Below are 23,645 nucleotides of genomic sequence, written 5' to 3'. Positions count from 1 at the left end.
TCGGTTCGACAGGTTGCGCTTGGTGGTTTGTCCATCGGCTGCAGCGCTGTCGATAGACAAACTATAAATGCGAATGATTCGCATTACAAGACTTTTCTGAAAATCGTCGAAGACCCTTGTGGGGATGGGGTCGGGAGGCGCGTTAGATGCGCCCCATGGCGCGGGCGTAGCCGGCCGGCGCAAAGCGCAGCGTTGCGACCATGGCAGCGATCACGATGGCAACCAGCAACAGCCACGGCACCTGAAAACCCCCGGTCAATTCGCGCAGCCAGCCCACGGCGTAGGGAATGAGCCCCGTGATGATGAAGCCGATGCCTTGCACAAACGCCGCGAGATGACCCGCAGCACGCGCATCAGGCAGATGGTCGAGCGTGAGCGTCAGACACAGCGAGAACATCGAACCCAGGCCACAGCCGATCAGCGCAATCCAGAACGCCGTTTCGGCTTGCGGTGCGAGCAATAGGCCGGCCATCCCCACCAGTTGCGAGAACAACGCCGCCAGCAGCCACGGGCGTCGATCGTTCCAGCGGCGCGCAAGCAACGGTGCCCCAAACGCGCCGGCCACCTGGAAGATCGTCATGACACCGATAAGGCCACCAGCATCCTGCGCGCTCCAGCCGAGTTGGCGATAGAACATTGGCAGCCACGCAATCATGCTGGTGTAGCCGCCGTTGGCGCCGCCAAAGTAGACCGCCAGCAGCCATGCACGCCGATTGCCGAAGAAATTCAGCACTGGCCCTTGCTGCGCGGTTGGCAGCGCCTCGCGCGGGCGGGCAGTCACCCACAACACTAGTGCTGCCAGCGCCGGCAACACCCAGATGCCAAGGCCCACGTGCCAGTCGGCAGCGTGCGCAATGCGCGGGCTGAGCGTGGCCGCGATGCCGCCGCCCGCCATGAGCGAAGCGGAATACAAACCCAGCGTGAGCGGCACACGCTGCGGAAACCAACGCTTGATGATGCCCGGCGCCAAGCCCTGGATGATCGCGACACCCGTGCCAGCCAAGGAATAAACAGCGCGATGCTGCCCATGCACAGCACCGGAATCACGGTCAGCATTGACACGCCCTGCAAGCCGAGGCCCGTACCCGCGCGAATCTCCGCCAGCAGCGGGCCGATGGTCGTGAGAATGGGGCGCAGATTCAGGCCGAGCGCTATCACCACCAGCACGCCGATCCAGCCGGCATCGGCGCGCGCAGGCGCAGTAGTCGATGCAGCCGATGCGGCGTGCTGTGCGGTGGCGTCCGTCACGATTGAAGTGCCTGCCATGCTTCGTACAAGCCCTGCTCGCCCGTCGGCCGCAGTGCACGCATCTGCAGCGCGCGCGCCTGCGGTTCGCGCTTGAACTCCTCGTAAATGGCGGCGGTGGACATGCCGAACGGCTCGCCGTCCTCGTTCGAATACGCGAAGTACGCAGCGCGGATGCCGCAGCGGTGCATGGCGGCAAAGCACATCGGGCACGGATGGCCGCTGGCGTACATGACGGCGCCGCTCATGTCCGGTGTGGCCAGCGCGTGGCTGGCCTGGCGGATCGCCTGCATCTCGGCATGGGCGGTCGGGTCGTTGGTGGTGTGCACCTCGTTGACGGCACGGGCGATGATCTTGCCATCGCGCACCAGCACGGCACCAAACGGCGCGCCACCGGCGTTGATGTTGGCACGGGCCAGCTCAACCGCCTCGCGCATGTACTGTTCATCGGACATCGTGATCTCCTGAATCGGTTGGCGCCATGGCTGAGCGTCACGCGCAGCATGTCCAGGCGCCCTCTGCACCAGCCAGCAAATCGCCACTGTCCAGCGCTTCCAGACACGCAACGCCATCTCGGCTGCCGCCTGGCAATCGGAATAACCGGCCGATTATGGTTGCGCCCTGATGTATGTTCAAATTAAATGATTGAATGCACATCAGTGGGTTATCAAATGATTGATCTGATCTTGCTGCGCAGCTTCGTCACGGTGGTCGACACTGGCAATTTCACGCGGGCGGCAGAGCACCTGCACCTCACGCAATCGACGGTGAGCCAGCAGATCCTGCGGCTGGAGCAGCAGCTGAACTGCCGCCTGCTCGATCGCAGCCAGCGGCAGGTGCTGCCCACTGAAGAAGGCGACCGCCTGCTCGGCTACGCGCGCCGCCTGCTACGTTTGGCCGGCGAGGCAAGCGAGGCGCTCAGCCCGCAACACACTGAAGGCGTGCTCCGCCTGGGCGTGCCGGAAGACCTCGGCAGCGGCGCGTTGATGCCGCTCATCGCCAGCTTTGCGCGCGAGCGCCCGCGCCTGCGTCTGGAAGTCGAAAGTGGCTTGTCCCACCACCTCTTGCGGCTGTACCGCAATGGCGACTTGGACATGCTGCTGGTCAAGCAATGGGGTACCGATAGCGACTGCCATGCGCGCTGGGCGGAACCGGTTTGCTGGATTGACAGTGCCGAGCGGCCACACACGCTGCCGCTCGGGCCAACGCAGCCCGCGCTGCCATTGGTGGTGTTTCCGGTGGGCGCACTGTATCGGCAGGAGATGCTGCACGCGCTGGAATCGCTCGGCCAGGCGTGGCGCATCACGTATTCAAGCCCGAGCCTGGCAAGCCTGTGTGCGGCGGTCACCGCAGGGTTGGGCGTGAGCCTGCTGCCGGCCAGCTGCATGCAAGCCGGGCATCGCGTGCTCAGCGCTGCTGACGGTTTTCCGGAGATCGGCGGGCTGGAACTGGCGCTCTTCGCGCGGCCCGACCTCGACAGCGCGGGGCGCGTGTTGCGTGATCGCCTGGTCGAGATGTGCAGCGCGCGCGCGCAGGCATTGCTCTGCTCCACGGGTTAAATACCAAAGAAAAAGCCGGACCCGCTCATCGCGAGGTCCGGCTTGGTACGGCTGCGTTCCGCTTCAGGCAGCTTCAGCCAGCGGCACCCGGATCAGGTGGTCAAACGCCGACAGCGCGGCCTTGGCACCATCACCCGTAGCGATGATGATCTGCTTATACGGCGTCGTGGTCGCATCGCCTGCAGCGAACACGCCTTCCGCGCTGGTCTGACCACGCGCATCGACAACGATCTCGCCAAAGCGGTTGCGTTCTACCACGCCATCCAACCACTCGGTGTTGGGCACCAGGCCAATCTGCACGAACACGCCTTCCAGCGCGACTTCGTGCTGCGTGCCGTTCGTGCGGTCCGTGTAGCGCAGGCCGTTGACCTTCTCACCGTTGCCAGTGATCTCGGTGGTCTGTGCGTTGGTGACGATGGTCGCGTTCGACAGGCTTTGCAGCTTACGCACCAGCACCGCATCGGCGCGGAGTTGATCGCCGAACTCCAGCAGCGTGACGTGGCTCACCAAACCAGCCAGGTCGATAGCGGCTTCCACGCCCGAGTTACCGCCGCCAATCACGGCCACACGCTTGCCCTTGAACAGCGGGCCATCGCAGTGCGGGCAGTAGGCGACACCCTTGTTCTTGTATTCCTGCTCACCGGGCACACCCACGTTGCGCCAGCGCGCACCGGTCGACAGGATGATCGAGCGGCCTTTGAGCACCGCGCCGTTGGCCAGCGTCACCTCGGCAAAGCCGCCCGGCGCATCGGCCGGCGTGAGCTTGACCGCGCGCTGCGCGTTCATGATGTCGACCTCGTACTGGCGCACGTGCTGCTCCAGCGCGGCGGCAAACTTCGGCCCTTCGGTTTCCGATACGGAGATGAAGTTCTCAATGGCCAGCGTGTCCAGCACCTGACCGCCAAAGCGCTCGGCCACCACCCCGGTGCGCACACCCTTGCGTGCCGCGTACACGGCTGCAGCCGCACCGGCGGGGCCACCGCCGACGATCAGCACCTCATACGGCTCTTTGGCGGCGAGCTTCTCAGCGTCACGCGCAGCAGCGCCGGTATCGATCTTGGCGAGAATTTCTTCCACACCCATGCGGCCCGACCCGAACGTTTCGCCGTTCAGGAACACGGTCGGCACGGCCATGATCTTGCGTTGCTCGATTTCGTCCTGATACAGCGCGCCGTCAATGGCAACGTGCTGGATGCGCGGGTTGATCACCGACATCACGTTCAGCGCCTGAACCACGTCCGGGCAGTTCTGGCACGTGAGCGACATGTAGGTCTCGAAGCGGAAATCCCCTTCGATATTGCGAATCTGTTCGATGACGTCGGCTTCAAGCTTGGGGGCATAGCCGCCAACTTGCAGCAGCGCCAGCACGAGCGAGGTGAACTCGTGGCCGGTCGGGATCGCAGCAAAACGCACGCTCACATCAGCCCCGGTGCGGCGGATCAGGAACGACGGCGCACGCTCGGCTGCGTCACGTTGTTCGGTCAGCACGATCATGCTGGACTGCTCGGCCACATCACGCAGCAGGTCCATCATGTCGCGGGAGCCCTCGCTGTCATCGACGTTGGCGACCAGCTCAATGGGCTGCACGAGGCGTTCGAGGTAGGCCTTCAGTTGGGCCTTGACATCAGCATCCAGCATGACGACTTCCTTTATTCGTTTTTGAATCTGTGACAGGGCGCGACACATGTCGCCGCCCTCAAGCAAACGGCCGGCAGAGCCGGCCGTTTTTCGTGCTGCAACTTCGCAGCGAAACAGCCTTACGACTTAGATCTTGCCAACCAGGTCGAGCGACGGCTTGATGGTCTTCGCGCCTTCGTTCCACTTGGCCGGGCACACGTTGCCCGGGTTGTTGGCGACGAACTGGGCAGCCTTGAGCTTGCGCAGGGTTTCCTTCACGTCACGGGCGATGGCGTTGTCGTGCACTTCCATCGTCTTGATCACGCCTTGCGGGTCGATCACAAACGTGCCGCGCAGGGCCAGACCTTCTTCCGGAATGTGCACGCCAAAGGCGTTGGTCAGTTGGTGCGTCGGGTCGCCCACCAGCGGGAACTGCGCCTTGCCCACGGCCGGCGAGGTTTCATGCCACACCTTGTGCGAGAAGTGCGTGTCGGTCGTGACGATGTAGACCTCGGCGCCAGCCTTTTGGAATTCTGCGTAGTTGTCGGCTGCGTCTTCCACTTCAGTCGGGCAGTTGAAGGTGAATGCGGCCGGCATGAAGATCAGCACGGACCACTTGCCCTTGAGCGACTCATCCGAGACTTCGATGAACTTGCCGTTGTGGAACGCTTGGGCCTTGAACGGTTGGACTTGAGTATTGATCAGCGACATAGTGGTTGGGTTGGTTGGGTTGACGACGGGAGTGATCGTATCGTGACCCGTCGCATTGTACAAATTGATTGATACGATCAATTCGATTACAAAATACTATTATACACGGAGTCGGTGACGGCTTCTTGGACAACCTCCGGCCCAAAATTACAAACCCGCGCACAAGTTGCGCACGATGCACCCCAAGGGCGAGCCGCCCCTGCACCGCCACCCGTTAGATCTGCGGGCTTTGCTGGCCACGCGCGGGGCACAGCCTGGCGGGCACGGCATTTGCGCAAGTCAGGATTCGCCAACCCGCCGCGCGCCGACCACATTGCACCCACGGGTCGAACGCAGGTTCGCCGTCTGCTGCAGCGCCGGCTCATGGAGGATCTCCTGTCATGACGCGCAACCCGACCGCGCTGCTGGTGGACGACCCGCTCTGGTACAAGGACGCTGTCATCTACCAATTGCATGTCAAGTCGTTCTGCGATTCGAACAACGACGGCATCGGTGACTTCCCCGGCCTGATCTCCAAGCTCGACTACATCGCCGAGCTGGGCGTGGACGTCATCTGGCTGCTGCCGTTCTACCCCTCGCCGCGGCGCGATGACGGCTACGACATCGCCGAGTACCGCGGAGTTCACCCCGACTACGGCTCCATGGCCGACGTGCGCCGCCTGATTACCGAGGCGCATGCGCGCGGCCTGCGCGTCATCACCGAACTGGTCATCAACCACACGTCGGATCAGCACCCGTGGTTCCAGCGTGCACGGCGGGCCAAGCCGGGTTCGGCATTGCGCGACTTCTATGTGTGGTCAGACCACGACAAGAAATACGCCGGCACGCGCATCATCTTCATCGACACCGAGCCCTCCAACTGGACATGGGACCCGGTGGCCAATGCCTACTACTGGCACCGCTTCTATTCCCACCAGCCCGATCTCAACTTCGACAACCCGCGCGTGCTCAAGGCCGTGATCGGCGTGATGAAGTTCTGGCTGAACCTGGGCGTGGACGGCCTGCGGCTGGACGCGGTGCCTTACCTGGTGGAGCGCGAGGGCACCTCCAACGAAAACCTGCCCGAAACGCATGCCGTGCTGCGCAAGCTGCGCGCCGCCATGGATGCCGAGTTCAAGAACCGCCTGTTGTTGGCCGAGGCCAACCAGTGGCCCGAAGACACGCAGGAATACTTTGGTGCAGGCGACGAATGCCACATGGCCTTCCATTTCCCGCTGATGCCGCGCATGTACATGGCGATCGCGCGCGAAGATCGCTTTCCGATCACCGACATCATGCGGCAAACGCCGGACGTGCCCCACGCGTGCCAGTGGGCGATCTTCCTGCGCAACCATGACGAGCTGACGCTGGAGATGGTGACCGACGCCGAGCGCGACTACCTGTGGGAGGTCTATGCCAGCGACCGACGCGCGCGCCTGAACCTGGGCATCCGTCGCCGCCTGGCGCCGCTGCTCGAGCGCGACCGACGCCGCGTTGAGCTGATGAACAGCTTGCTCTTCTCAATGCCCGGCACGCCCGTCCTGTACTACGGCGACGAGATCGGCATGGGCGACAACATCCATCTGGGCGACCGTGACGGCGTACGCACGCCGATGCAGTGGTCGCCCGACCGCAACGGCGGCTTCTCGCGCGCTGACCCCGAGCAGCTCGTACTGCCGGCCATCATGGGCTCGCTGTACGGCTATGAATCCGTGAACGTGGAAGCGCAGAGCCGCGACGCACACTCGCTGCTCAACTGGACGCGGCGCCTGCTTGCCACGCGCAAGCAGCACCGCGTATTCGGGCGCGGCAGCATCCATTTTCTGCAGCCATCCAACCGCAAGATACTGGCCTACATTCGCGCGCTGGCAGATGAACCGCCAATGCTGTGCGTGGCGAATCTTTCCCGCGCTTCGCAAGCAGTGGAGTTGGATCTATCGAACTACGCGCAGCGTGTGCCAATCGAGCTGATTGGCGGCACGGCGTTCCCACCTGTTGGGCAACTCCCGTATCTGCTGACGCTGCAGCCCTATGCCTTCTTCTGGCTGGAACTGCGCGAGAACGAACCCGGCCCAAACTGGGCACAACCGGCCGCCGAGCAGTTGCCAGAGTTCATGACGCTGGTCTTGCGCTCGGGGCTGGATACGCTGTCCGACACGCGCCAGCGTGAAGCACATCGCCAGTCAATCGAACGCGAAGTCCTGCCCACTTACCTACCGATGCGCCGCTGGTTTGCTGGTCACGAGAGCGTGCCGCATGAAAGGGACGTGCTGCGCAGTGCCCGCTTCGCCTGGGGTGCGGCGGTGCCGGTGGATGCTTCGTCCACCAACCGGCCGCTGGCGGGCGCGACACGGCCGGAGGTGTTCTTCAACGAAGTCGTCGTCACGCTGTGCGATGCAGATGGCGTGGAACGCATCGAGCGTTATCTGCTGCCGCTGTCGATTGCATGGGAGTCCGCCACCCTGCCCGCGCTGCCGGTGCAACTCGCACTCGCCCGCGTGCGCCGCGGCCGCCACGTTGGTTACCTGACCGACGCCTTCACCACCGAAACCTTCGCCCGTGCGCTGCTCGCCAACCTCGTGCGTGGCGCCACGCTGCAGGCCAGCGACGGCACAGTGTGTTTTCTGCCGGAACCCGGCATTGCCGAAGCGGCCAAGTCCACTGCGCCCGAAGCCCACTTGCCGCTGGCCCCTGATGCGAGTGTGCAGTGGGTAGCCCCTGAGCATGCATACAGCGCACTGGTGATCGACGATCGGGTGACGGTCAAGCTGATGCGCCGCGTCTGGCCGGGCACGCAACCGGAGGCGGAGATGTCACGCCACCTCACCCGCGCCGGCTACGCCAACACCGCGGCACTCATTGGCGAGATCACACACGCCGGCCCGGTGGGCGAACCTGCCACGCTGGCGGTTTTGCAGCGCTACGTGCCCAACCAGGGCAACGCCTGGAACTGGGCGCTCGACTACCTGCGCCGCACCATCGACGAGTTGGCTGTGCAGGCGGAAGCCGTGCCCGCAGGCGACGGCGAGGTCGTGCCCATGGCTCCCGTTGCTGCCCTGGAGTCGCGCACCGACACCAACGAAGCGCTAGCGAGCTTTCTGGCACAGATCGGCGCCATCGGCACACGGCTGGGCGAGCTGCATGCATTGCTGGCGCAACCGAGCGACGACCCGCGCTTCGGCACACGTCCCGCCCATGCCAACGATGTGCGCAACTGGACAGCACGCGTGCGCGAGCAAGTCACCCAAGCGCTGAATCACGTGCAGGCGTGGCAAGACACGCACGCTACGCACGAACCCGCCGAATGGTTGCTGTTGCAACGAGACACCTTGCCGACGGCCATCGGCGCATCGGCCCAGGCCGGGCTGGGTACAACGCTGTCACGCCTGCATGGAGATTTCCACCTCGACGAGGTACTCGTCTCGCAAGGGGACGTATTTCTGGGCAACTTTGGTGGCGACCCCGCGCTACCGGTCGAGGTGCGACGCCGCAAGGACAGCCCGCTGCGCGACGTGGCGAGCCTGCTGCATTCGCTGGACGATGTGGTGGAAGCCGTGCGGCAAGGCCCAGAGCACGTGACGGGGCCCGTGCAGGAGCGCCGCGATCAACTGCTCGAACGCTTTCGCGCTGCCGCCGCAGAGCACTTCCTGCAGACCTATGCCGATGCCGGCGGATGCCCAATCCACCCGGAACTGCTCAATCTGTTCCTGCTGGAAGACGCGGCCCGCCACCTCGGTGCGGACGCCGCCAGCCGGCCGGCCTGGCTGCCGGTTCCACTGGCCGGCCTTGTGCACGCGGCACGGCGCCTGCTTAGCGCGAAACCCGAGCCGGCCAACCCCGCCGCCATGCTCACCTCAATCGTCCCTGTCGACGATCGCCCGGAACCCACACCATGACTGCTGTCGCACCCACGTCACCACCCGCCCCGCGCGCGCGCTTCACACATGAACTGCCATTTGGCGCCACGTGCCTCGGTCCGGATCGCACGCGCTTTCGCCTGTGGGCACCAGACGCCACCGAGGCGTGGATCGAAATCGACGCCGGACACGCCCGCAACGGCAACAACACTGTGCGCATGGAGGCTGAACCCGACGGCTGGTATGCAGCCGTTGCGCCAATCGGCGCCGGGTTGTGCTACCGATACCGCGTGACCGACCGCAACGGTGTGACCATCACCGTGCCCGATCCGGCTGCGCGTGCGCAGTGGCAAGACCTCTACGGCCCCAGCCTGGTGGTCGACCCGTCACGCTACCTGTGGCGCCACGCCGACTGGCAAGGACGGCCCTGGCACGAGACCGTGCTGTACGAGTTGCACGTCGGCGCAATGGGTGGCTTCAACGGCGTACGTGCACGGCTGCCCGAGCTGGCGCGCCTTGGCGTCACGGCCATCGAACTGATGCCACTGGCGGAATTTCCGGGGGCACGCAACTGGGGCTACGACGGTGTGCTGCCGTTCGCGCCGGACGCCAGCTACGGCTCGCCCGACGAACTCAAGGCGCTGATCGACACCGCGCATGGCCTCGGGCTGATGGTCTTCCTGGATGTGGTCTACAACCACTTCGGGCCCGATGGAAATTACCTGGTTCACTACGCACGCCGCTTCTTCCATGAAGGCACACACACGCCCTGGGGCGCTGCGTTCGATTTTCGCCAGCCAGCCGTGCGCGAGTTCTTCATCCAGAACGCGCTGATGTGGTTGATGGAATATCGCTTCGACGGCCTGCGCCTGGATGCCGTGCAGGCCATTGGTGAGCGCGACTGGCTGAGCGAGTTGGCTGCGCGCGTACGCCAGGCAGTCGAGCCCGGGCGCTATGTGCATCTTGTGCTGGAGAACGAGAACAACGCGGCATCACTGCTGCGTGGTGCTACCACATCCCCCATCCCGCCGGATCGTAGCCCAACCGAGCCGACGCAGACTGGCCCGTTCGAAGCCCAGTGGAATGACGACGGTCACCACGCCCTGCATGCCTTGCTCACAGGTGAACACGAAGCCTACTACGCGGCTTACGCCGACGCCCCCGCAGAGCGCCTGGCGCGTGTGCTGCAAGAAGGTTTCTGCTACCAGGGCGAGCCCTCTGCGCTGCACAACGGCGCCCCGCGTGGTGAACCAAGCGGCACCCTACCGCCCACCGCCTTTGTGCTCTATCTGCAAAACCACGACCAGATCGGCAATCGGCCGCTCGGTGAACGACTGACACGTCTCGCACACCCAGAAGCCCTGCACGCCGCGCAAACGTTGCTGCTGCTGTGCCCACAAATCCCCCTGCTGTTCATGGGTGAGGAATGGGGCAGCCTGCGGCCCTTCTATTACTTCACCAGCCACCACGGCGCATTGGCCGATGCGGTGCGTGAAGGCCGGCGGCGCGAGCTTGGGCGGTTCTCAGCGTTCTCCGACCCACTTAAACGCGAGCGCATTCCCGACCCGAACGATGAGCGCACCTACCAAGCCTCCTGGCCCGGCGAGGCGGAACTCACCAACCCCGAACACCTCGCCTGGCTAAACCGCACGCACCAGCTGCTGACGTTGCGCCATGCGCAAATCGTCCCGCGTCTGGTGGGCGCACACGCGTTGGATGCCGTGCCGCTAGGCACCACCGGCGTGCTGGCGCGATGGCGGCTGGGCGACGGCAGCGTACTGACACTCGCGGTCAACCTGGGGGCGCAGCCAGTGTCACTGCCGACTGCGTTGGCCGGCAATCCCGCCGATCTGCTCTACGAATCGCGCGACGGCGCGGCCGCCATGCTGGCTACACACCATGTACCGGCATACACCTGCATCGCACTGTTGGCACCACCCTCCAACTGAGCCACCGCGATGAATCATGTTCCCCACCCGTCCGACAGCGCGCTGCATGCACTCGCTCAACAGGCCGGCTTGCAGGCTGACTGGGAAGATGCCGCCGGCTGCGCCATGCGTGTGAATGACGACGTACTGCGCACGGTGCTGGGCTGCCTGGGCCTACCAGCCAGCACTGCGGCGCAAGTCGCAGACAGCCATGCGCGGTTGCGAGCGGAAGCCGACAACGTGACTGTGCCTGCGCTGGTGACTGGCATCGTCGGTCAGCCAATCCAGTTGGTGACCGCACCGCGCCAACGGGCTGCGCTGGAGGGCCGGCCATACCGCATCGAGTACGAACACGGCGGCGCCACGGTTGAAAGCACCGTCGGTGCCGATCGAGATCGCGCCACGCTGCAATTGGCGCCCGTGCCGACAGCCGGCTACCACCGATTGCGCATCGACACCGGAGCGGGCAGCAGCATCGACGCCACGCTCGCCATTGCCCCACCACGCTGCTATGCCGTGGCCGATGCGCTGCACGAACGCAAGCGCACACAGGATGCCCGCCTGTGGGGGTCTTCAGCGCAGCTCTATGGCTTACGTGCCGCGGCTGAATTGGCCCCGCTCTCTGCCGGATTGGGCAGCTACGCCAACGCTGGCGCGCTGGCGCGCAGCCTCGCGCAACATGGTGCCGATGCACTGGCCCTGAGCCCGGTGCATGCCATGTTCAGCGCGGAACCGCAACGCTACTCGCCCTATTCACCATCAAGCCGGCTGTTTCTCAACGCAACGATGATCGACCCCGCAGCGCTGTTCGGCGAGCACGCCGTTCGACAAGCGATAGCGGACAACGGCCTGACTGACGTCTACACCCGATTGGAAGCGGCAACACTGATCGACTGGCCTGCCAGCGCCACAGCCCGGTTGACGGTACTACGCGCGCTGCATCGGCAAATGCGGGAGCAGGCGGCCGCCGGTAATGAAAACGTCAAGCGCCTGCGCGAAGACTTCCGGACGTTCTGCGCCGCACGCGGCCAGAGCCTGCTCGACCACGCGCACTACGAGGCGCTCGATGCGCATGTACGCAACCGCGATCCGCACACGTGGCATTGGAAGCAGTGGCCCGCGGCGTATCAGTCGCCATCCAACCCAGCGGTACGTGCTTTTGCCCATGACCATGCGGAGGGCGTCGATTTCCATCTGTTCTTGCAGTGGGCCGCGGCGCGCCAGTTAGCCGCCGCGCAACGCGGTGCGGAAGACGCCGGCATGGCCATCGGCCTGATCGCAGACCTGGCCATCGGCACCGACAGCGCGGGCAGCCATGTATGGAGCCGGCAGCAGGAAGTCCTGATTGGCGTAACGGTTGGCGCACCGCCCGATCTCTTCAACACGCACGGGCAGAACTGGGGCCTGACCACCTTCAGCCCGCGTGCCATGCGCTCGCACGGATTTGCCGCCTTCATCGAGATGCTGCGCGCAGTCATGTCCACGCCGGGTGGCGTGCGCATCGACCACGTGCTCGGGCTGATGCGGCTGTGGGTGATTCCGGAGGGGGCATCCGCGCTGGACGGTGTGTACCTGCGCTATCCGCTGCAGGATCTGCTACGGCTGATTGCGTTGGAGTCCTGGCGCAACCGCTGCATCGTCATTGGCGAAGACCTCGGCACCGTGCCGGGCGGGTTGCGCGGGCAACTGGCCGACACCGGCCTGCTTGGCATGCGCATCCTCTGGTTTGAGCGCGAGGAAGCGGTGCCCGGACAGCCGTTCCGCCCACCACAAGATTGGGCGCGCACGTCTGTGGCCATGACCAGCACACACGATCTATCCACGTTGGCCGGCTGGTGGGTCGGCAACGATCTGCGCTGGCAGGGCAAGCTCGGTCTGCTGCCCGCTGGCATGGACGAAGCCCAGGCGCACGTGCAGCGCATGGCCGATCGGCATGCCCTGGTGGAAGCCTTCGCACACCACAATCACGCGGCCGAGCAATACGGCAATCCCCCTCCGTTGCACATCACCACGTTGAGGTTGGCACTGGAGCGTGCCGGCGCGGCAAGTGCAGCAGATGCCGACATCGCGCTCGACGCCACCGCCGACGATTTCGCCACGGCCGCCACGGCCTTTACTGCCGCCGCTCCTGTACCGTTGACCGTCGTACCGCTGGAAGACCTGTTCGGCCTTACCGAACAGCCAAACCTGCCGAGCACCATTGAGACCCACCCCAACTGGCGCCGCCGGCTGCCCGGACCGGCCAGTGCGCAGCTCGACGACCCGGCCGTGCAGGCGCGACTCGCTGTGCTCGCCCGGCAGCGGTAACGGGCTGCAGGCTCGCCGACTGGTCCCCCGAAATCGGCAATCGCCAAAGCGGTGCGGCGTCCCGCTCAGGCCGCGCGATAACGCAGCCGATTCTGCGACGGCAAGTGACGCAGGAAGCGGAAGAGCCCGTTCTCGTCGATCCATCTGGCGTAGGCCACGTACTCGGGATCGCGTGACAGGTGGCGCTCCTCGGTCCACGCGCGCAGTACGTAGATGCCGTTCACGGCCAGAAGCAGCAAGCAGTGGCGCAACGCCTCATCGCCCGAACCTTGCGCCACGAAGGGGATGGAAATCATCCACCACGACAGGTTCTTGGCCACGTAAGCCGGATGCTTGGTCCAGCGGTAAGGGCCATTGGTGATGATGCCCCGATGCGTCAGGTTGGAGAAACGCGCGCCGAAGCTGACCGTGGCCCAGACATAGATGGCCGTCAGCAGCAGGATGGCGCTACCCCAGATGCCGTACAGCAGCGGCGTGTTCCACAGCCAGGCGCCCCACTTGAAACCCGTGTCATAGGCTAGGTACTGGCGCCCATACAACGACCAGAACGGCTCGTAGCAAACCAGTGCCACGGCCCAGCCCAGCATGGTCGGCTCGGCCGAACGCAGGTGCGTGTCGGCGATGCGCAGCGCCAGCAGGTAGCCCATTGCCACCAATCCCACGTCGATGAAGTAGAACAGCCCGTACAAGAGGTCGAACCAGGCCTTGAAGCCATTGAGCTGGCTGTAGTCGGTGGCCAGGAAGCGCGCCAGATCGTTGCACATGTAGGCGAACATCAGCGGCAGGAAGAAACCCTTCACCAGCCAGCCCAGCAGATGCTGGCCAACGATGCGGACATCCACCTTGTCCCACTGCATGGTCACCAGTCGGCCCAGGTGCCAGTAGCCGTCGAACGGCTGCGCCATCTTGCGGTCGACGAAGTACAGGTAGGGTAACGCCAGGGCCAGCCACGGCGGCAGCACGAGCCGCAGCATTGCGTAGTAGCGGTCGTAGAAATCGCCGTGGTACTCCGGGAACAGCCAGTACAGCAGCGCGACGAAACCCAGACTACCAAGCAGGCCAGCGAACTTGAACAGGCTGCGCTGCCACGACGGATGATCGCGGCCGAAGTCCAGTCCGGTAGACGTGCGGCGATACGCCTTCAGCCACAGCAGGTCCACCAGCAGCACTGCCGCCGAGGTCATGCCGAGTATGAAGAGCGCGGACTTCACTACATCGTCGCCGAAAGGCCGATCGGCATGCAGGATGACCAGGGCCAGCAAGAAAGCCACCAGCCCGGCCACGGCCACCGCGCCATGGGTGGCCGAGCGCGGCCTGGTCGCCACCTGCCCACCTGCCACGGCGCGCTCCCCATCCGGCGTGGCGCCAGCCTGGCGCCGCCCGTCCTGGGCTACATCGTTCTCAGTCACATCCCACCTCATTTACTGGTTGCGCTCGGTGATCACCAACGGCACGCGCACATCACCCACCGTCATCACCGCCTGCACCGGCAGCGCTCCGGCCGGCACAGACGTGGCGGTGAACGCGCGCGACTGTGGCGTGAAGCGCAGCCACGCAGGCAGGGCCTGGCCATCGGCCAGCGTCACCTTCGCCGCACCTGGCACCGCCTGTGCGGGCAGCACAAAGCGGAAGTGGCTGCCCGGCCGCGCCATTGCCTTCGGCACCGACACCGCAATGAGATCGGTCGGATGGCCCGAAGTCTTGAGGCTTACCGTGACCGAGATGCCGTTCGGATCATCAGCGGGGCCGTTGGTGCTGTCGGTAGCTGCACGGCGGCCGGACTGCGCAGCAGCATCGCTTGACGGCGAGGTGCTACCGCTCGACGAACTGCCATTGCCGGACGACGAGCCATTGCCGCTGGACGAACCGCTGCTGCTCGAAGAGCCCGCGTCATCGGGCTTGCCGCCGCTGGAGCTGCTGCTCGAGGAACTGCCATTGCCGGACGACGAGCCGCTACCGCTGGACGAACCACCGCTACTCGAGGAACCCGCGTCATCGGGCTTGCCGCCGCTGGAGCTGCTGCTCGACGAACCGCCATTGCCGGACGAGGAACCGCTGCCGCTGGACGAGCCACCGCCGCTCGAAGAGCCCGCGTCATCGGGCTTGCCGCCGCTGGAGCTGCTGCTCGACGAACCGCCATTGCCAGACGAGGAGCCGCTACCGCTGGATGAACCGCCGTTACCCGATGATGAGCCGCCGCCACTGGACGAACCACTGCTGCTCGACGAACTGCCACTGCCGGACGAAGAGCCGCTACCGCTGGACGAACCACCGCCACTCGAAGAGCCCGCGTCATCGGGCTTGCCGCCACTGGAACTGCTGCTCGACGAGCTTCCATTGCCGGACGAGGAGCCGCTGCCGCTCGATGAACCCGCGTCATCGGGCTTGCCGCCGCTGGAGCTGCTGCTCGACGAGTTGCCGTTGCCGGACGAGGAGCCACTGCCGCTGGACGAGCCACCGCTGCTCGAGGAGCTTGCGTTGTCCTGCTTGCCACCGCTGGAGCTGCTACTCAACGAGCTGCCATTGCCAGACGACGAGCCACCGCCGCTGGACGAACCGCTGCCGCTCGATGAACCCGCGTCATCGGGCTTGCCGCCGCTGGAGCTGCTGCTCGACGAGTTGCCGTTGCCGGACGAGGAGCCGCTGCCGCTGGACGAGCCACCGCCGCTCGACGAACTCACATCATCCGGCTTGCCGCCGCTGGAGCTGCTGCTCGACGAACCGCCATTGCCAGACGAGGAGCCGCTACCGCTGGATGAACCGCCGCTGCCGGACGAGGAGCCACTTCCGCTAGACGAACCACCGCCGCTCGAAGAGCCCGCGTCATCGGGCTTGCCGCCGCTGGAGCTGCTGCTCGACGAACCGCCATTGCCGGACGACGAGCCACTGCCGCTGGACGAGCCACCGCTGCTCGAGGAGCTTGCGTTGTCCTGCTTGCCACCACTGGAGCTGCTGCTCGACGAGTTGCCGTTGCCGGACGAGGAGCCGCTGCCGCTGGACGAGCCACCGCTGCTCGAGGAGCTTGCGTTGTCCTGCTTGCCACCGCTGGAGCTACCGCTCGACGAACCGCCGTTGCCAGACGAGGAACCGCTTCCGCTGGACGAACCACCGCCGCTCGAAGAGCCCGCGTCATCGGGCTTGCCGCCACTGGAGCTGCTGCTCGACGAGTTGCCGTTGCCGGACGAGGAGCCGCTGCCGCTGGACGAGCCACCGCTGCTCGAGGAGCTTGCGTTGTCCTGCTTGCCACCGCTGGAGCTACCGCTCGACGAACCGCCGTTGCCAGACGAGGAACCGCTTCCGCTGGACGAACCACCGCCGCTCGAAGAGCCCGCGTCATCGGGCTTGCCACCACTGGAGCTGCCGCTCGAGGAACTGCCATTGCCGGACGACGAGCCGCTTCCGCTGGACGATCCGCTGCCACTCGAAGAGCCCGCGTCATCGGGCTTGCCACCGCTGGAGCTGCCGCTCGACGAACCGCCGTTGCCGGACGAGGAACCGCTTCCGCTGGACGAACCTCCGCCGCTCGAAGAGCCCGCGTCATCGGGCTTGCCGCCACTGGAACTGCTGCTCGACGAGCTTCCATTGCCGGACGACGAGCCACCGCTGCTCGAGGAGCTTGCGTTGTCCTGCTTGCCACCGCTGGAGCTGCTGCTCGACGAGTTGCCGTTGCCGGACGAGGAGCCACTGCCGCTGGACGAACCGCTGCCGCTCGACGAGCTTGTGTTGTCCGGCTTGCCACCGCTGGAGCTACCGCTCGAGGAACTGCCGTTACCCGATGACGAGCCGCTACCGCTGGACGAGCCACTGCCGCTCGAGGAACCCGCGTCATCGGGCTTGCCACCACTGGAGCTGCCGCTCGACGAACCGCCGTTGCCAGACGACGAGCCGCTTCCGCTGGACGATCCGCTGCCACTCGAAGAGCCCGCGTCATCGGGCTTGCCGCCGCTGGAGCTGCCGCTCGACGAACCGCCGTTGCCAGACGAGGAGCCGCTACCGCTGGATGAACCGCCGTTACCCGATGATGAGCCTCCGCCACTGGACGAACCACTGCTGCTCGACGAACTGCCACTGCCGGACGAGGAGCCACTTCCGCTAGACGAACCACCGCCGCTCGAAGAGCCCGCGTCATCGGGCTTGCCACCACTGGAGCTGCCGCTCGAGGAACTGCCATTGCCAGACGACGAGCCACCGCCGCTGGACGAACCGCTGCCGCTCGAGGAATTGCCATTGCCGGACGACGAGCCACTGCCGCTAGACGAACCACCGCCGCTCGAAGAGCCCGCGTCATCGGGCTTGCCACCACTGGAGCTGCTGCTCGACGAACCGCCGTTGCCGGACGAGGAACCGCTTCCGCTGGACGAACCTCCGCCACTCGAAGAGCCCGCGTCATCGGGCTTGCCGCCGCTGGAGCTGCCGCTCGACGAACCGCCGTTGCCAGACGAGGAGCCGCTACCGCTGGACGAACCGCTGCCGCTCGACGAGCTTGTGTTGTCCGGCTTGCCACCGCTGGAGCTACCGCTCGAGGAACTGCCGTTGCCAGACGACGAGCCACTGCCGCTGGACGAACCGCTGCCGCTCGAGGAACCCGCGTCATCGGGCTTGCCACCGCTGGAGCTACCGCTCGAGGAACTGCCGTTGCCAGACGACGAGCCACTGCCGCTGGACGAACCGCTGCCGCTCGAGGAATCCGCGTCATCGGGCTTGCCGCCGCTGGAGCTGCCGCTCGACGAACCGCCGTTGCCAGACGAGGAACCGCTTCCGCTGGACGATCCGCTGCCACTCGAAGAGCCCGCGTCATCGGGCTTGCCGCCACTGGAGCTGCTGCTCGACGAACCGCCATTGCCGGACGAGGAACCGCTGCCGCTGGATGAACTGCCGCTACCAGACGATGAGCCACTACCGGAGGACGAACCGCTGCCGCTCGAACTGCCAGAGGGTGAATCCAGAGGCGGCGGTGACGGCATCGGCACTGGAACAGGTGCTGGAGGCGGCGGAGGCGGCGGAATCGGTACTGGGGATCCACTCGACGATCCGGAGCTTCCCGACGAACTGCCGGATGATCCACTACCGCTAGAAGAACCCGATCCACTCGATGAGCCCGAGCCGCTCGATGATCCGGAACCACTCGACGATCCCGAGCCGCTCGACGATCCCGAGCCGCTCGACGATCCCGAGCCGCTCGACGATCCCGATCCGCTCGATGAACCCGATCCGCTCGACGAGCCCGAACCGCTCGATGAACCCGAACCGCTCGATGAACCCGAACCGCTCGATGAACCCGAACCGCTCGATGACCCCGAACCGCTCGATGACCCCGATCCGCTCGATGAGCCCGATCCGCTCGATGACCCCGAACCACTCGATGAACCCGAACCGCTCGATGAACCCGAACCGCTCGATGACCCCGAACCACTCGATGAACCCGAACCGCTCGATGAGCCCGATCCGCTCGATGACCCCGAACCACTCGATGAACCCGAACCGCTCGACGAGCCCGAACCGCTCGATGAACCCGAACCGCTCGACGAGCCCGAACCGCTCGATGACCCCGAACCACTCGATGAACCCGATCCGCTCGATGACCCCGAACCGCTCGATGAACCCGAACCGCTCGATGACCCCGAACCACTCGATGAACCCGAACCGCTCGATGACCCCGAACCACTCGATGACCCCGAACCACTCGATGAACCCGAACCACTCGACGAGCCCGAACCGCTCGATGAACCCGATCCGCTCGACGAGCCCGAACCGCTCGATGAACCCGAACCGCTCGATGAGCCCGAGCTGCTGCTGGGTGCGCAGTTACCGAAAATGCAGAGTACGGCGTACCCCTGGTTGACCGCACTCGTCGCCGGAAAGCCCCACACCGGCCCGTCCGACGGCCCCGTGCCCAGCTTCCTGGCCAGCATGTACTTCAAAGCGCCAGTCGGGTCCTTCATGGCCGCGGTCGTCAACCACATCCCCGTGTCCGGGATATAAACAGGCAAGCCATCCATACCGGTTTGCTGCCCATAGTCCGTCATCCTGTTCTGGCCAGTCGTCTGACCATCCCAGTGGCCGTTGATGGAGGGGCCACTTGTCACCTGAGTGAGTTGAAGATACCCGACAAGGCCGCCGGTAGTTCCGCTAATGTCAGTCGTTTTCACACGCCCAGCAGCGTAGACATACTGAATGATGAGTCCATCCGAAGCCCTTCCGACCAAGCCGCCTGCTGCCGACATGCCGGTCACCGCTCCCGTTGCGTAGCTGTCCCAGATGCTCGCTCCGCCATACATTCCGGCGCCCTCCCCCGTGTAGGTGCCTAGCAGCCCGCCTGCGGCGCCTCCGCTGGCGGTCACGGCACCCGTGGCGTAGCTATAGCTGATGACACCCGATGGTATGGCGCCAATCAGGCCGCCGACGCTGTCCACGCCTGTGACCGCCCCGGTCGAGAAGCTCGTGCTAATGCCGCTCAGGGTGTCGATGCTGCCGATCAGCCCACCAACGTAGGTATTGCCGATCACGGAACCCGTGGCGTAGTTCCAGGTGACCAAACCTGGAGCTCCAGTGACATAGCCAGCCACGCCACCCACGTTATTGGCACCCGGAGCCGACACATTGACCGCGGCATAGCTATGGGCGAGGCCGCCTTCCATGCGCCCCACCAGCCCGCCAACGTTGTCAGCGGAACCCGTGACCGTCCCGCTGCCAGTGACATAGCTATTGTCGATGCTCCCCTGACTCTGATAACCGACCAGGCCGCCCACGTCGCCCTGCCCAGCCACCCCTGCCGCCCCCAGCACCACGCCAACATTGCGGATGGCGCCCTTGTTCTGCGAGAACAGTCCCACCTGGTCGGTGGTCGGCAGGTTGATTTCCAGCCCCGTGATCTGGTGCCCCAGCCCATCGAACGCACCGGTGAATGCACCAAGGTTGGCGCCGGCCATGCCGATTGGGGTGAAGACTCCACTCAGTGCTACGTCGCCGCCGAGAAAGTAGTGACCATTCAGCGACAGGTTCTGCAAGTCCGTCTGCGACGTGATCTGTGTGTAGACATTGCCATTGATGGTCAGGCTGCCGCTTGAACTGAAGTCGAGCCGCCCCGTGAAGCCACTAGCATTCAGGCTCACGCCCATGCGCACAGTACCGCCACTGACCGAGGTACCGGTGTTCATCACCAGCGAGCCCTGGCCGCTCACGCTGGCAACGGCGTTGAAGTTGATGTTGTTCTGTGCGTTCAGCGTCAGCGTGTTGGCATTCCACGTCACCGCATCGTTCACATTGATGCTGCCGTTATCGGTGGAGCTGTTGCCCGTCGTGGCGCCATCAGTGGAGCTGATTGTGATGTTGCTGGTGGCCAGCTTCGCGCTCAGTGCAGCGCCTGTAATGTCGCCGCCCGATGCTGCAATGTTGTAGTTGTTCGGGTCGATCAGCCAGTTGCCGGTCCGCCCCTGCGGCGCACGCGTATCCACCATCGCGCTGTCCGCGATCTTCACGTGCGAGCCTGACGTCTCCACGAAGCCGCCATCGCCACCGAGATTGCCACCGCGTGCGCTGATGGTGCCATCCACTGTGGTCTGACTGTTGGCGTTGCCCAGGTCTGCGATCGCGATTACGCTGCCGCCCTTGCCTGCGCTCTGCGCGGCTGCATCAGCGTTGATGGCACCGCTCTGCTGGATGGTGTCGCTGGCCAGCAGGCGCACGGTGCCGCCGTCACTGGTCAGGCCCGTGGCCTCCAGCGTGCCGGTGTTGCGCACCACGCCGCCCTGCAGGCGGTCAACCGCCTGCGCCGACAGGATGATGAGCCCGCCAGGCGCACGTACGGCGTTGCCGTTCTCCACCAGCGCGGCGATGGTGGCAGGCGTCACCTGGATGTTGGCCAGCGTGTGGTTGCCGCTGAACTGCAGTTCGTACGTCTCGCCCGCTGCCAGCGCGACGGTACCAAGCTGGGCGACGACCACGCCGTGGTTGCGCACTTCCGGTGCCAGCAGCGCGATATAGCCGCCCAGTGCCGCGTTGATCTGCCCATCATTGACAACGCTGCCCGTGGCCCCATTGCGCGTGAAGCGGTAGTTGCCCGCCATGAAGTCGGCGTTGCTGATGCCGTGCGTGGTCGCCACCAGGCTGCCGACGTTGACGCTGGCCGTCGGCCCGAAATACATCCCCGACGGGTTGACGAAGAACACCTGCCCCGGCGCGTTGATATGGCCGTAGATCTGGCTGGGGTTGCTGTCCAGCACGCGGTTGAGGATGGCCGCGCTGGCCGAAGGCTGCTGGAAGTTGACCGTGGCGGCACTACCCAGATTGAAGCTCTGCCAGTTGACCACCGCGTTCTGCGAGGTCTGCGTGACGTTCATCGTGTTGCCGCTGGTGCTGATGCTGGCCTGCCCGGCCGTTACCTGCCCGCCGATGGGCAGTTGGTTCGGTGCCGGCGGCGCGGCATGCGCCAGGCCGATGCTGGTCAGTGCTACCACCAGCCGCTTGAGGGCCAGGCGGATACGCCTTGCGCCGCCGCCCAAGCGGCGGCCGGCCTTGCCACGGCCTCGCGCGGTTTCTGCCACAACGATCCAGGCGCGCACGAGCTCGCTCCAAACCAGGCGATAGATCTTGTTCATGCTTGGAATCCAGGGAAATTAGAACGACAGGCTGGCGGTCAGCCAAACGCGGTTTTTGATCAGGGAGCCGTCCTGATCCTTGCCAGACGGCGTGGCGTTGGGATTGCCGCCAATGCGATGCGCCCAGACAGCGCCCAGGTTCACACCGCGACCGGGCTGCCATTGCACGCCCAGCCCCGCCCCTTGCAGGTGGACGCTGTTGACCAGCGGCGCGCCAGGGAAGTTGTTGTCGCGGTTGATGGTGACGTGGCCCCAGTCATAGAAGCCCGACAGCGACACGCCATAGGGCAAGCGCCAGCGCAGCTCCAGGTTGACCATTTGCCCCTCGCTGCCGCCGCCCTCACCAATCGGGTACGCGCGCACGCCGCTGGGACCGCCCAGATAGAACTTCTCGGAAGAATCCAGGTTCTTGCTGGCCATCTGCCCCGACAGCGAGGCCGTGGCCGACAACGCATCGGTCAGCACCTGTTGACGCGACAGGCCGTAGCGCAACTTCAGAAATTGGCCCGCCGTGCGCGCGGTCATGGCGTCTGCCGCTTGCGTGGGCGACTGGCCCAGGTTCAGGTTGCCGCCAGTGAAGATCGCGCTGGCCGTGTTGGAGCCACCGCGCCCCAGGTTGTCGAACGCATTGCCGCTCAGACCCAGGCTCAGTGTGTTGTCGAAATAGCGACTGGTGGTGACCTGGTTGGCCTCGTTGTCGTAGGTCTTGTGGTCGTAGTTGACGACGAAGTACAGGTTGCGCTGGCGCGAGCGGATGAGCGGATAGCTGGCCTCCAGGCCAACCGTGTTGGAGTTGCCGCGTGCGCCCAGTGCCTTGAAGTCGTCGGTCACCAGCCGGTAATCCAGCCGTGAGGCGTTGGCGCCAACGCGCCAGCCGTCGTAGCCCACCGGCACGGTATAGCCCAGCCTTGCGTAGCGATAGCCTTCACTCAACAGGCCGTTGGCCAGCAGTTGGTCGCCCAGTCCCGCCAAGCTGTTCACGCTGGCGTTGCCCACCAGCCGAACTGCGCCGGTAGAGCGCGCGCCCTGGTTGTCGATCGCCACATCGCCCGTCGCCAGCGGCGTCTGCACGAAGTTCAGCGCCAGATCCGTTTCCTGCTCCTGCGCGCCGGGCTGCAGACGCCCCACCAGCGACACGCCCGGCAGATCGTTCGCCAGCAGCAATGCCCGATCCAGCGTTTGCGTATTCAGCGGCTGGCCTACCGCCTGCTGCGCCGCAAAGGTATTCAAGATGCGCTCGCGGCTCACGCGCTGCGGCCCAGCCCCTTCGATGCGCACACCGCCGAACACCCCTTCCACCACCTGGATGGTGACCACGCCCGCCTGCACGTCCTGCGCGGGCAGATAGGCCCGCACAACCCAGCCTGCGTCACGATAAGCGTTGGCCACGGCTGTGGCCGCAGCCTGCAGTTCGTTGAAGCTCAACGCGCGGCCCAGAAAGCCTGCAACCACCGGCGCAAGCTGCGCCTCGCTCATCAAGGTATTGCCGGCAAAGCGGAATGCCTTGACGGTAACGGTCGCCTCGCCTTGCTGCCGCATAGGTGGCAGCGGTGCGGTGCGGTCCGGCGCCACGGGCTGAGGCAGGGCCGGAGGCAAAGCGGGCTCGATCTGCTGGCGCAGCGCGCCGGCATCGGGTGGCGTCTGCGCCAGGGCCGGAGCGGCGGCCAGCGTGGTCAGCCACAGGCCAACAAGTTGCCGCATGCCTGCAGGCATGCGACCAGAAAAGCGGGAGGCGGGATTGCGCATTGGAGAGACAAGTCGAACGCTTTTTTACAGGCGCCCACTCTAGCCAAGGGGCTGCGGGCAAAGCTGACAAGTCCTGACATGAGCTACCGCAGCGCGCGG

At 65.2% G+C, this 23,645-nt stretch carries 15 protein-coding genes and 1 pseudogene; 8 read left to right on the top strand and 8 right to left on the bottom strand.

The window, feature by feature from the left end; translation table 11 throughout:
- Positions 1 to 142: 142 nt before the first annotated feature.
- A complete protein-coding gene (locus tag R2N11_RS12640) occupies positions 143 to 1,003 on the bottom strand; it encodes an MFS transporter (protein ID WP_316681295.1) in 861 nt (286 codons plus the stop codon).
- Positions 1,004 to 1,244: 241 nt separating this feature from the next.
- Entirely contained in the window at positions 1,245 to 1,700 is a 456-nt protein-coding gene (locus R2N11_RS12635) for a nucleoside deaminase (protein WP_316681294.1), read from the bottom strand.
- A gap of 216 nt (positions 1,701 to 1,916) precedes the next feature.
- On the opposite strand from R2N11_RS12635, the gene R2N11_RS12630 reads away from it, so the two are divergent.
- The gene (locus R2N11_RS12630) at positions 1,917 to 2,804 is read left to right on the top strand and encodes a LysR family transcriptional regulator (protein WP_199032871.1); all 888 of its coding nucleotides are present in this window, start codon (positions 1,917 to 1,919) and stop codon (positions 2,802 to 2,804) included.
- Positions 2,805 to 2,867: 63 nt separating this feature from the next.
- Here the strand turns inward: R2N11_RS12630 and ahpF are convergent, their stop codons facing one another.
- The gene (gene ahpF, locus R2N11_RS12625) at positions 2,868 to 4,442 is read right to left on the bottom strand and encodes an alkyl hydroperoxide reductase subunit F (RefSeq protein ID WP_199032870.1); all 1,575 of its coding nucleotides are present in this window, start codon (positions 4,440 to 4,442) and stop codon (positions 2,868 to 2,870) included.
- A 126-nt stretch (positions 4,443 to 4,568) separates the two neighbouring features.
- Positions 4,569 to 5,132, bottom strand: a complete 564-nt coding sequence (gene ahpC, locus R2N11_RS12620) for an alkyl hydroperoxide reductase subunit C (protein WP_199032869.1) — start codon at positions 5,130 to 5,132, stop codon at positions 4,569 to 4,571.
- 380 nt (positions 5,133 to 5,512) lie between these two features.
- Between ahpC and treS the strand changes: the two genes are divergently transcribed.
- The 3 genes from treS to malQ are packed head-to-tail and all read left to right on the top strand — an operon-like array spanning position 5,513 to position 13,203.
- Complete coding sequence (gene treS, locus R2N11_RS12615) at positions 5,513 to 9,007, top strand: maltose alpha-D-glucosyltransferase (RefSeq protein WP_316681293.1); 3,495 nt, start codon at positions 5,513 to 5,515, stop codon at positions 9,005 to 9,007.
- Complete coding sequence (treZ, locus tag R2N11_RS12610; protein ID WP_316681292.1) at positions 9,004 to 10,917, top strand: malto-oligosyltrehalose trehalohydrolase; 1,914 nt, start codon at positions 9,004 to 9,006, stop codon at positions 10,915 to 10,917. The genes treS and treZ overlap by 4 nt, the downstream gene beginning before the upstream one ends.
- Positions 10,918 to 10,926: 9 nt before the next feature.
- On the top strand, positions 10,927 to 13,203 hold the full coding sequence (gene malQ, locus R2N11_RS12605; protein ID WP_316681291.1) for a 4-alpha-glucanotransferase: 2,277 nt from the start codon (positions 10,927 to 10,929) through the stop codon (positions 13,201 to 13,203).
- A gap of 65 nt (positions 13,204 to 13,268) precedes the next feature.
- Here the strand turns inward: malQ and R2N11_RS12600 are convergent, their stop codons facing one another.
- Positions 13,269 to 14,612 carry a methyltransferase family protein gene (locus tag R2N11_RS12600; RefSeq protein WP_316681290.1) on the bottom strand — a complete coding sequence of 448 codons (1,344 nt, stop codon included), beginning with the start codon at positions 14,610 to 14,612 and terminating at the stop codon, positions 13,269 to 13,271.
- Between the two features lie 12 nt (positions 14,613 to 14,624).
- Positions 14,625 to 14,867: a cadherin repeat domain-containing protein gene (locus tag R2N11_RS12595; RefSeq protein ID WP_199033193.1), complete on the bottom strand. Its 243-nt coding sequence runs from the start codon at positions 14,865 to 14,867 to the stop codon at positions 14,625 to 14,627.
- Positions 14,868 to 14,916: 49 nt separating this feature from the next.
- Here R2N11_RS12595 and R2N11_RS12590 point away from each other — a divergent pair, with 49 nt between their 5' ends.
- The 4 genes from R2N11_RS12590 (at position 14,917) to R2N11_RS12575 (ending at position 21,186) form a co-directional block, all read left to right on the top strand.
- Positions 14,917 to 19,185, top strand: coding sequence for a hypothetical protein (locus R2N11_RS12590; RefSeq protein WP_316681289.1), 4,269 nt, complete (start codon positions 14,917 to 14,919; stop codon positions 19,183 to 19,185).
- Positions 19,186 to 19,820: 635 nt separating this feature from the next.
- On the top strand, positions 19,821 to 20,270 hold the full coding sequence (locus tag R2N11_RS12585; protein ID WP_316681288.1) for a hypothetical protein: 450 nt from the start codon (positions 19,821 to 19,823) through the stop codon (positions 20,268 to 20,270).
- A gap of 49 nt (positions 20,271 to 20,319) precedes the next feature.
- Positions 20,320 to 20,601, top strand: a complete 282-nt coding sequence (locus tag R2N11_RS12580; protein WP_316681287.1) for a hypothetical protein — start codon at positions 20,320 to 20,322, stop codon at positions 20,599 to 20,601.
- Between the two features lie 243 nt (positions 20,602 to 20,844).
- Positions 20,845 to 21,186, top strand: a complete 342-nt coding sequence (locus R2N11_RS12575) for a hypothetical protein (RefSeq protein WP_316681286.1) — start codon at positions 20,845 to 20,847, stop codon at positions 21,184 to 21,186.
- Between the two features lie 158 nt (positions 21,187 to 21,344).
- Here R2N11_RS12575 and R2N11_RS26400 read toward each other — a convergent pair.
- Both R2N11_RS26400 and R2N11_RS12565 read right to left on the bottom strand, forming a co-directional pair.
- Positions 21,345 to 21,800, bottom strand: a pseudogene (locus R2N11_RS26400) (two-partner secretion domain-containing protein); the annotation flags it as partial.
- Between the two features lie 18 nt (positions 21,801 to 21,818).
- Entirely contained in the window at positions 21,819 to 23,501 is a 1,683-nt protein-coding gene (locus tag R2N11_RS12565; RefSeq protein ID WP_316681284.1) for a ShlB/FhaC/HecB family hemolysin secretion/activation protein, read from the bottom strand.
- Positions 23,502 to 23,645: the final 144 nt, after the last annotated feature.

It is taken from the genome of Ralstonia flaminis, assembly GCF_958415495.1.
In the GTDB taxonomy this organism is placed as follows: domain Bacteria; phylum Pseudomonadota; class Gammaproteobacteria; order Burkholderiales; family Burkholderiaceae; genus Ralstonia; species Ralstonia flaminis.
The sequence above is the reverse complement of the archived record's forward strand: the minus strand, read 5'-3'. Positions and strand labels throughout refer to the sequence as shown.

Coding starts and splice junctions, on each gene's coding strand:
- R2N11_RS12635 (WP_316681294.1), bottom strand. CDS start 1,700: ATGTCCGATGAACAGTACATGCGCGAGGCGGTTGAGCTGGCCCGTGCC.
- R2N11_RS12630 (WP_199032871.1), top strand. CDS start 1,917: ATGATTGATCTGATCTTGCTGCGCAGCTTCGTCACGGTGGTCGACACT.
- ahpF (WP_199032870.1), bottom strand. CDS start 4,442: ATGCTGGATGCTGATGTCAAGGCCCAACTGAAGGCCTACCTCGAACGC.
- ahpC (WP_199032869.1), bottom strand. CDS start 5,132: ATGTCGCTGATCAATACTCAAGTCCAACCGTTCAAGGCCCAAGCGTTC.
- treS (WP_316681293.1), top strand. CDS start 5,513: ATGACGCGCAACCCGACCGCGCTGCTGGTGGACGACCCGCTCTGGTAC.
- treZ (WP_316681292.1), top strand. CDS start 9,004: ATGACTGCTGTCGCACCCACGTCACCACCCGCCCCGCGCGCGCGCTTC.
- malQ (WP_316681291.1), top strand. CDS start 10,927: ATGAATCATGTTCCCCACCCGTCCGACAGCGCGCTGCATGCACTCGCT.
- R2N11_RS12585 (WP_316681288.1), top strand. CDS start 19,821: ATGGGCGAGGCCGCCTTCCATGCGCCCCACCAGCCCGCCAACGTTGTC.
- R2N11_RS12580 (WP_316681287.1), top strand. CDS start 20,320: ATGCGCACAGTACCGCCACTGACCGAGGTACCGGTGTTCATCACCAGC.
- R2N11_RS12575 (WP_316681286.1), top strand. CDS start 20,845: ATGGCACCGCTCTGCTGGATGGTGTCGCTGGCCAGCAGGCGCACGGTG.
- R2N11_RS12565 (WP_316681284.1), bottom strand. CDS start 23,501: ATGCGGCAACTTGTTGGCCTGTGGCTGACCACGCTGGCCGCCGCTCCG.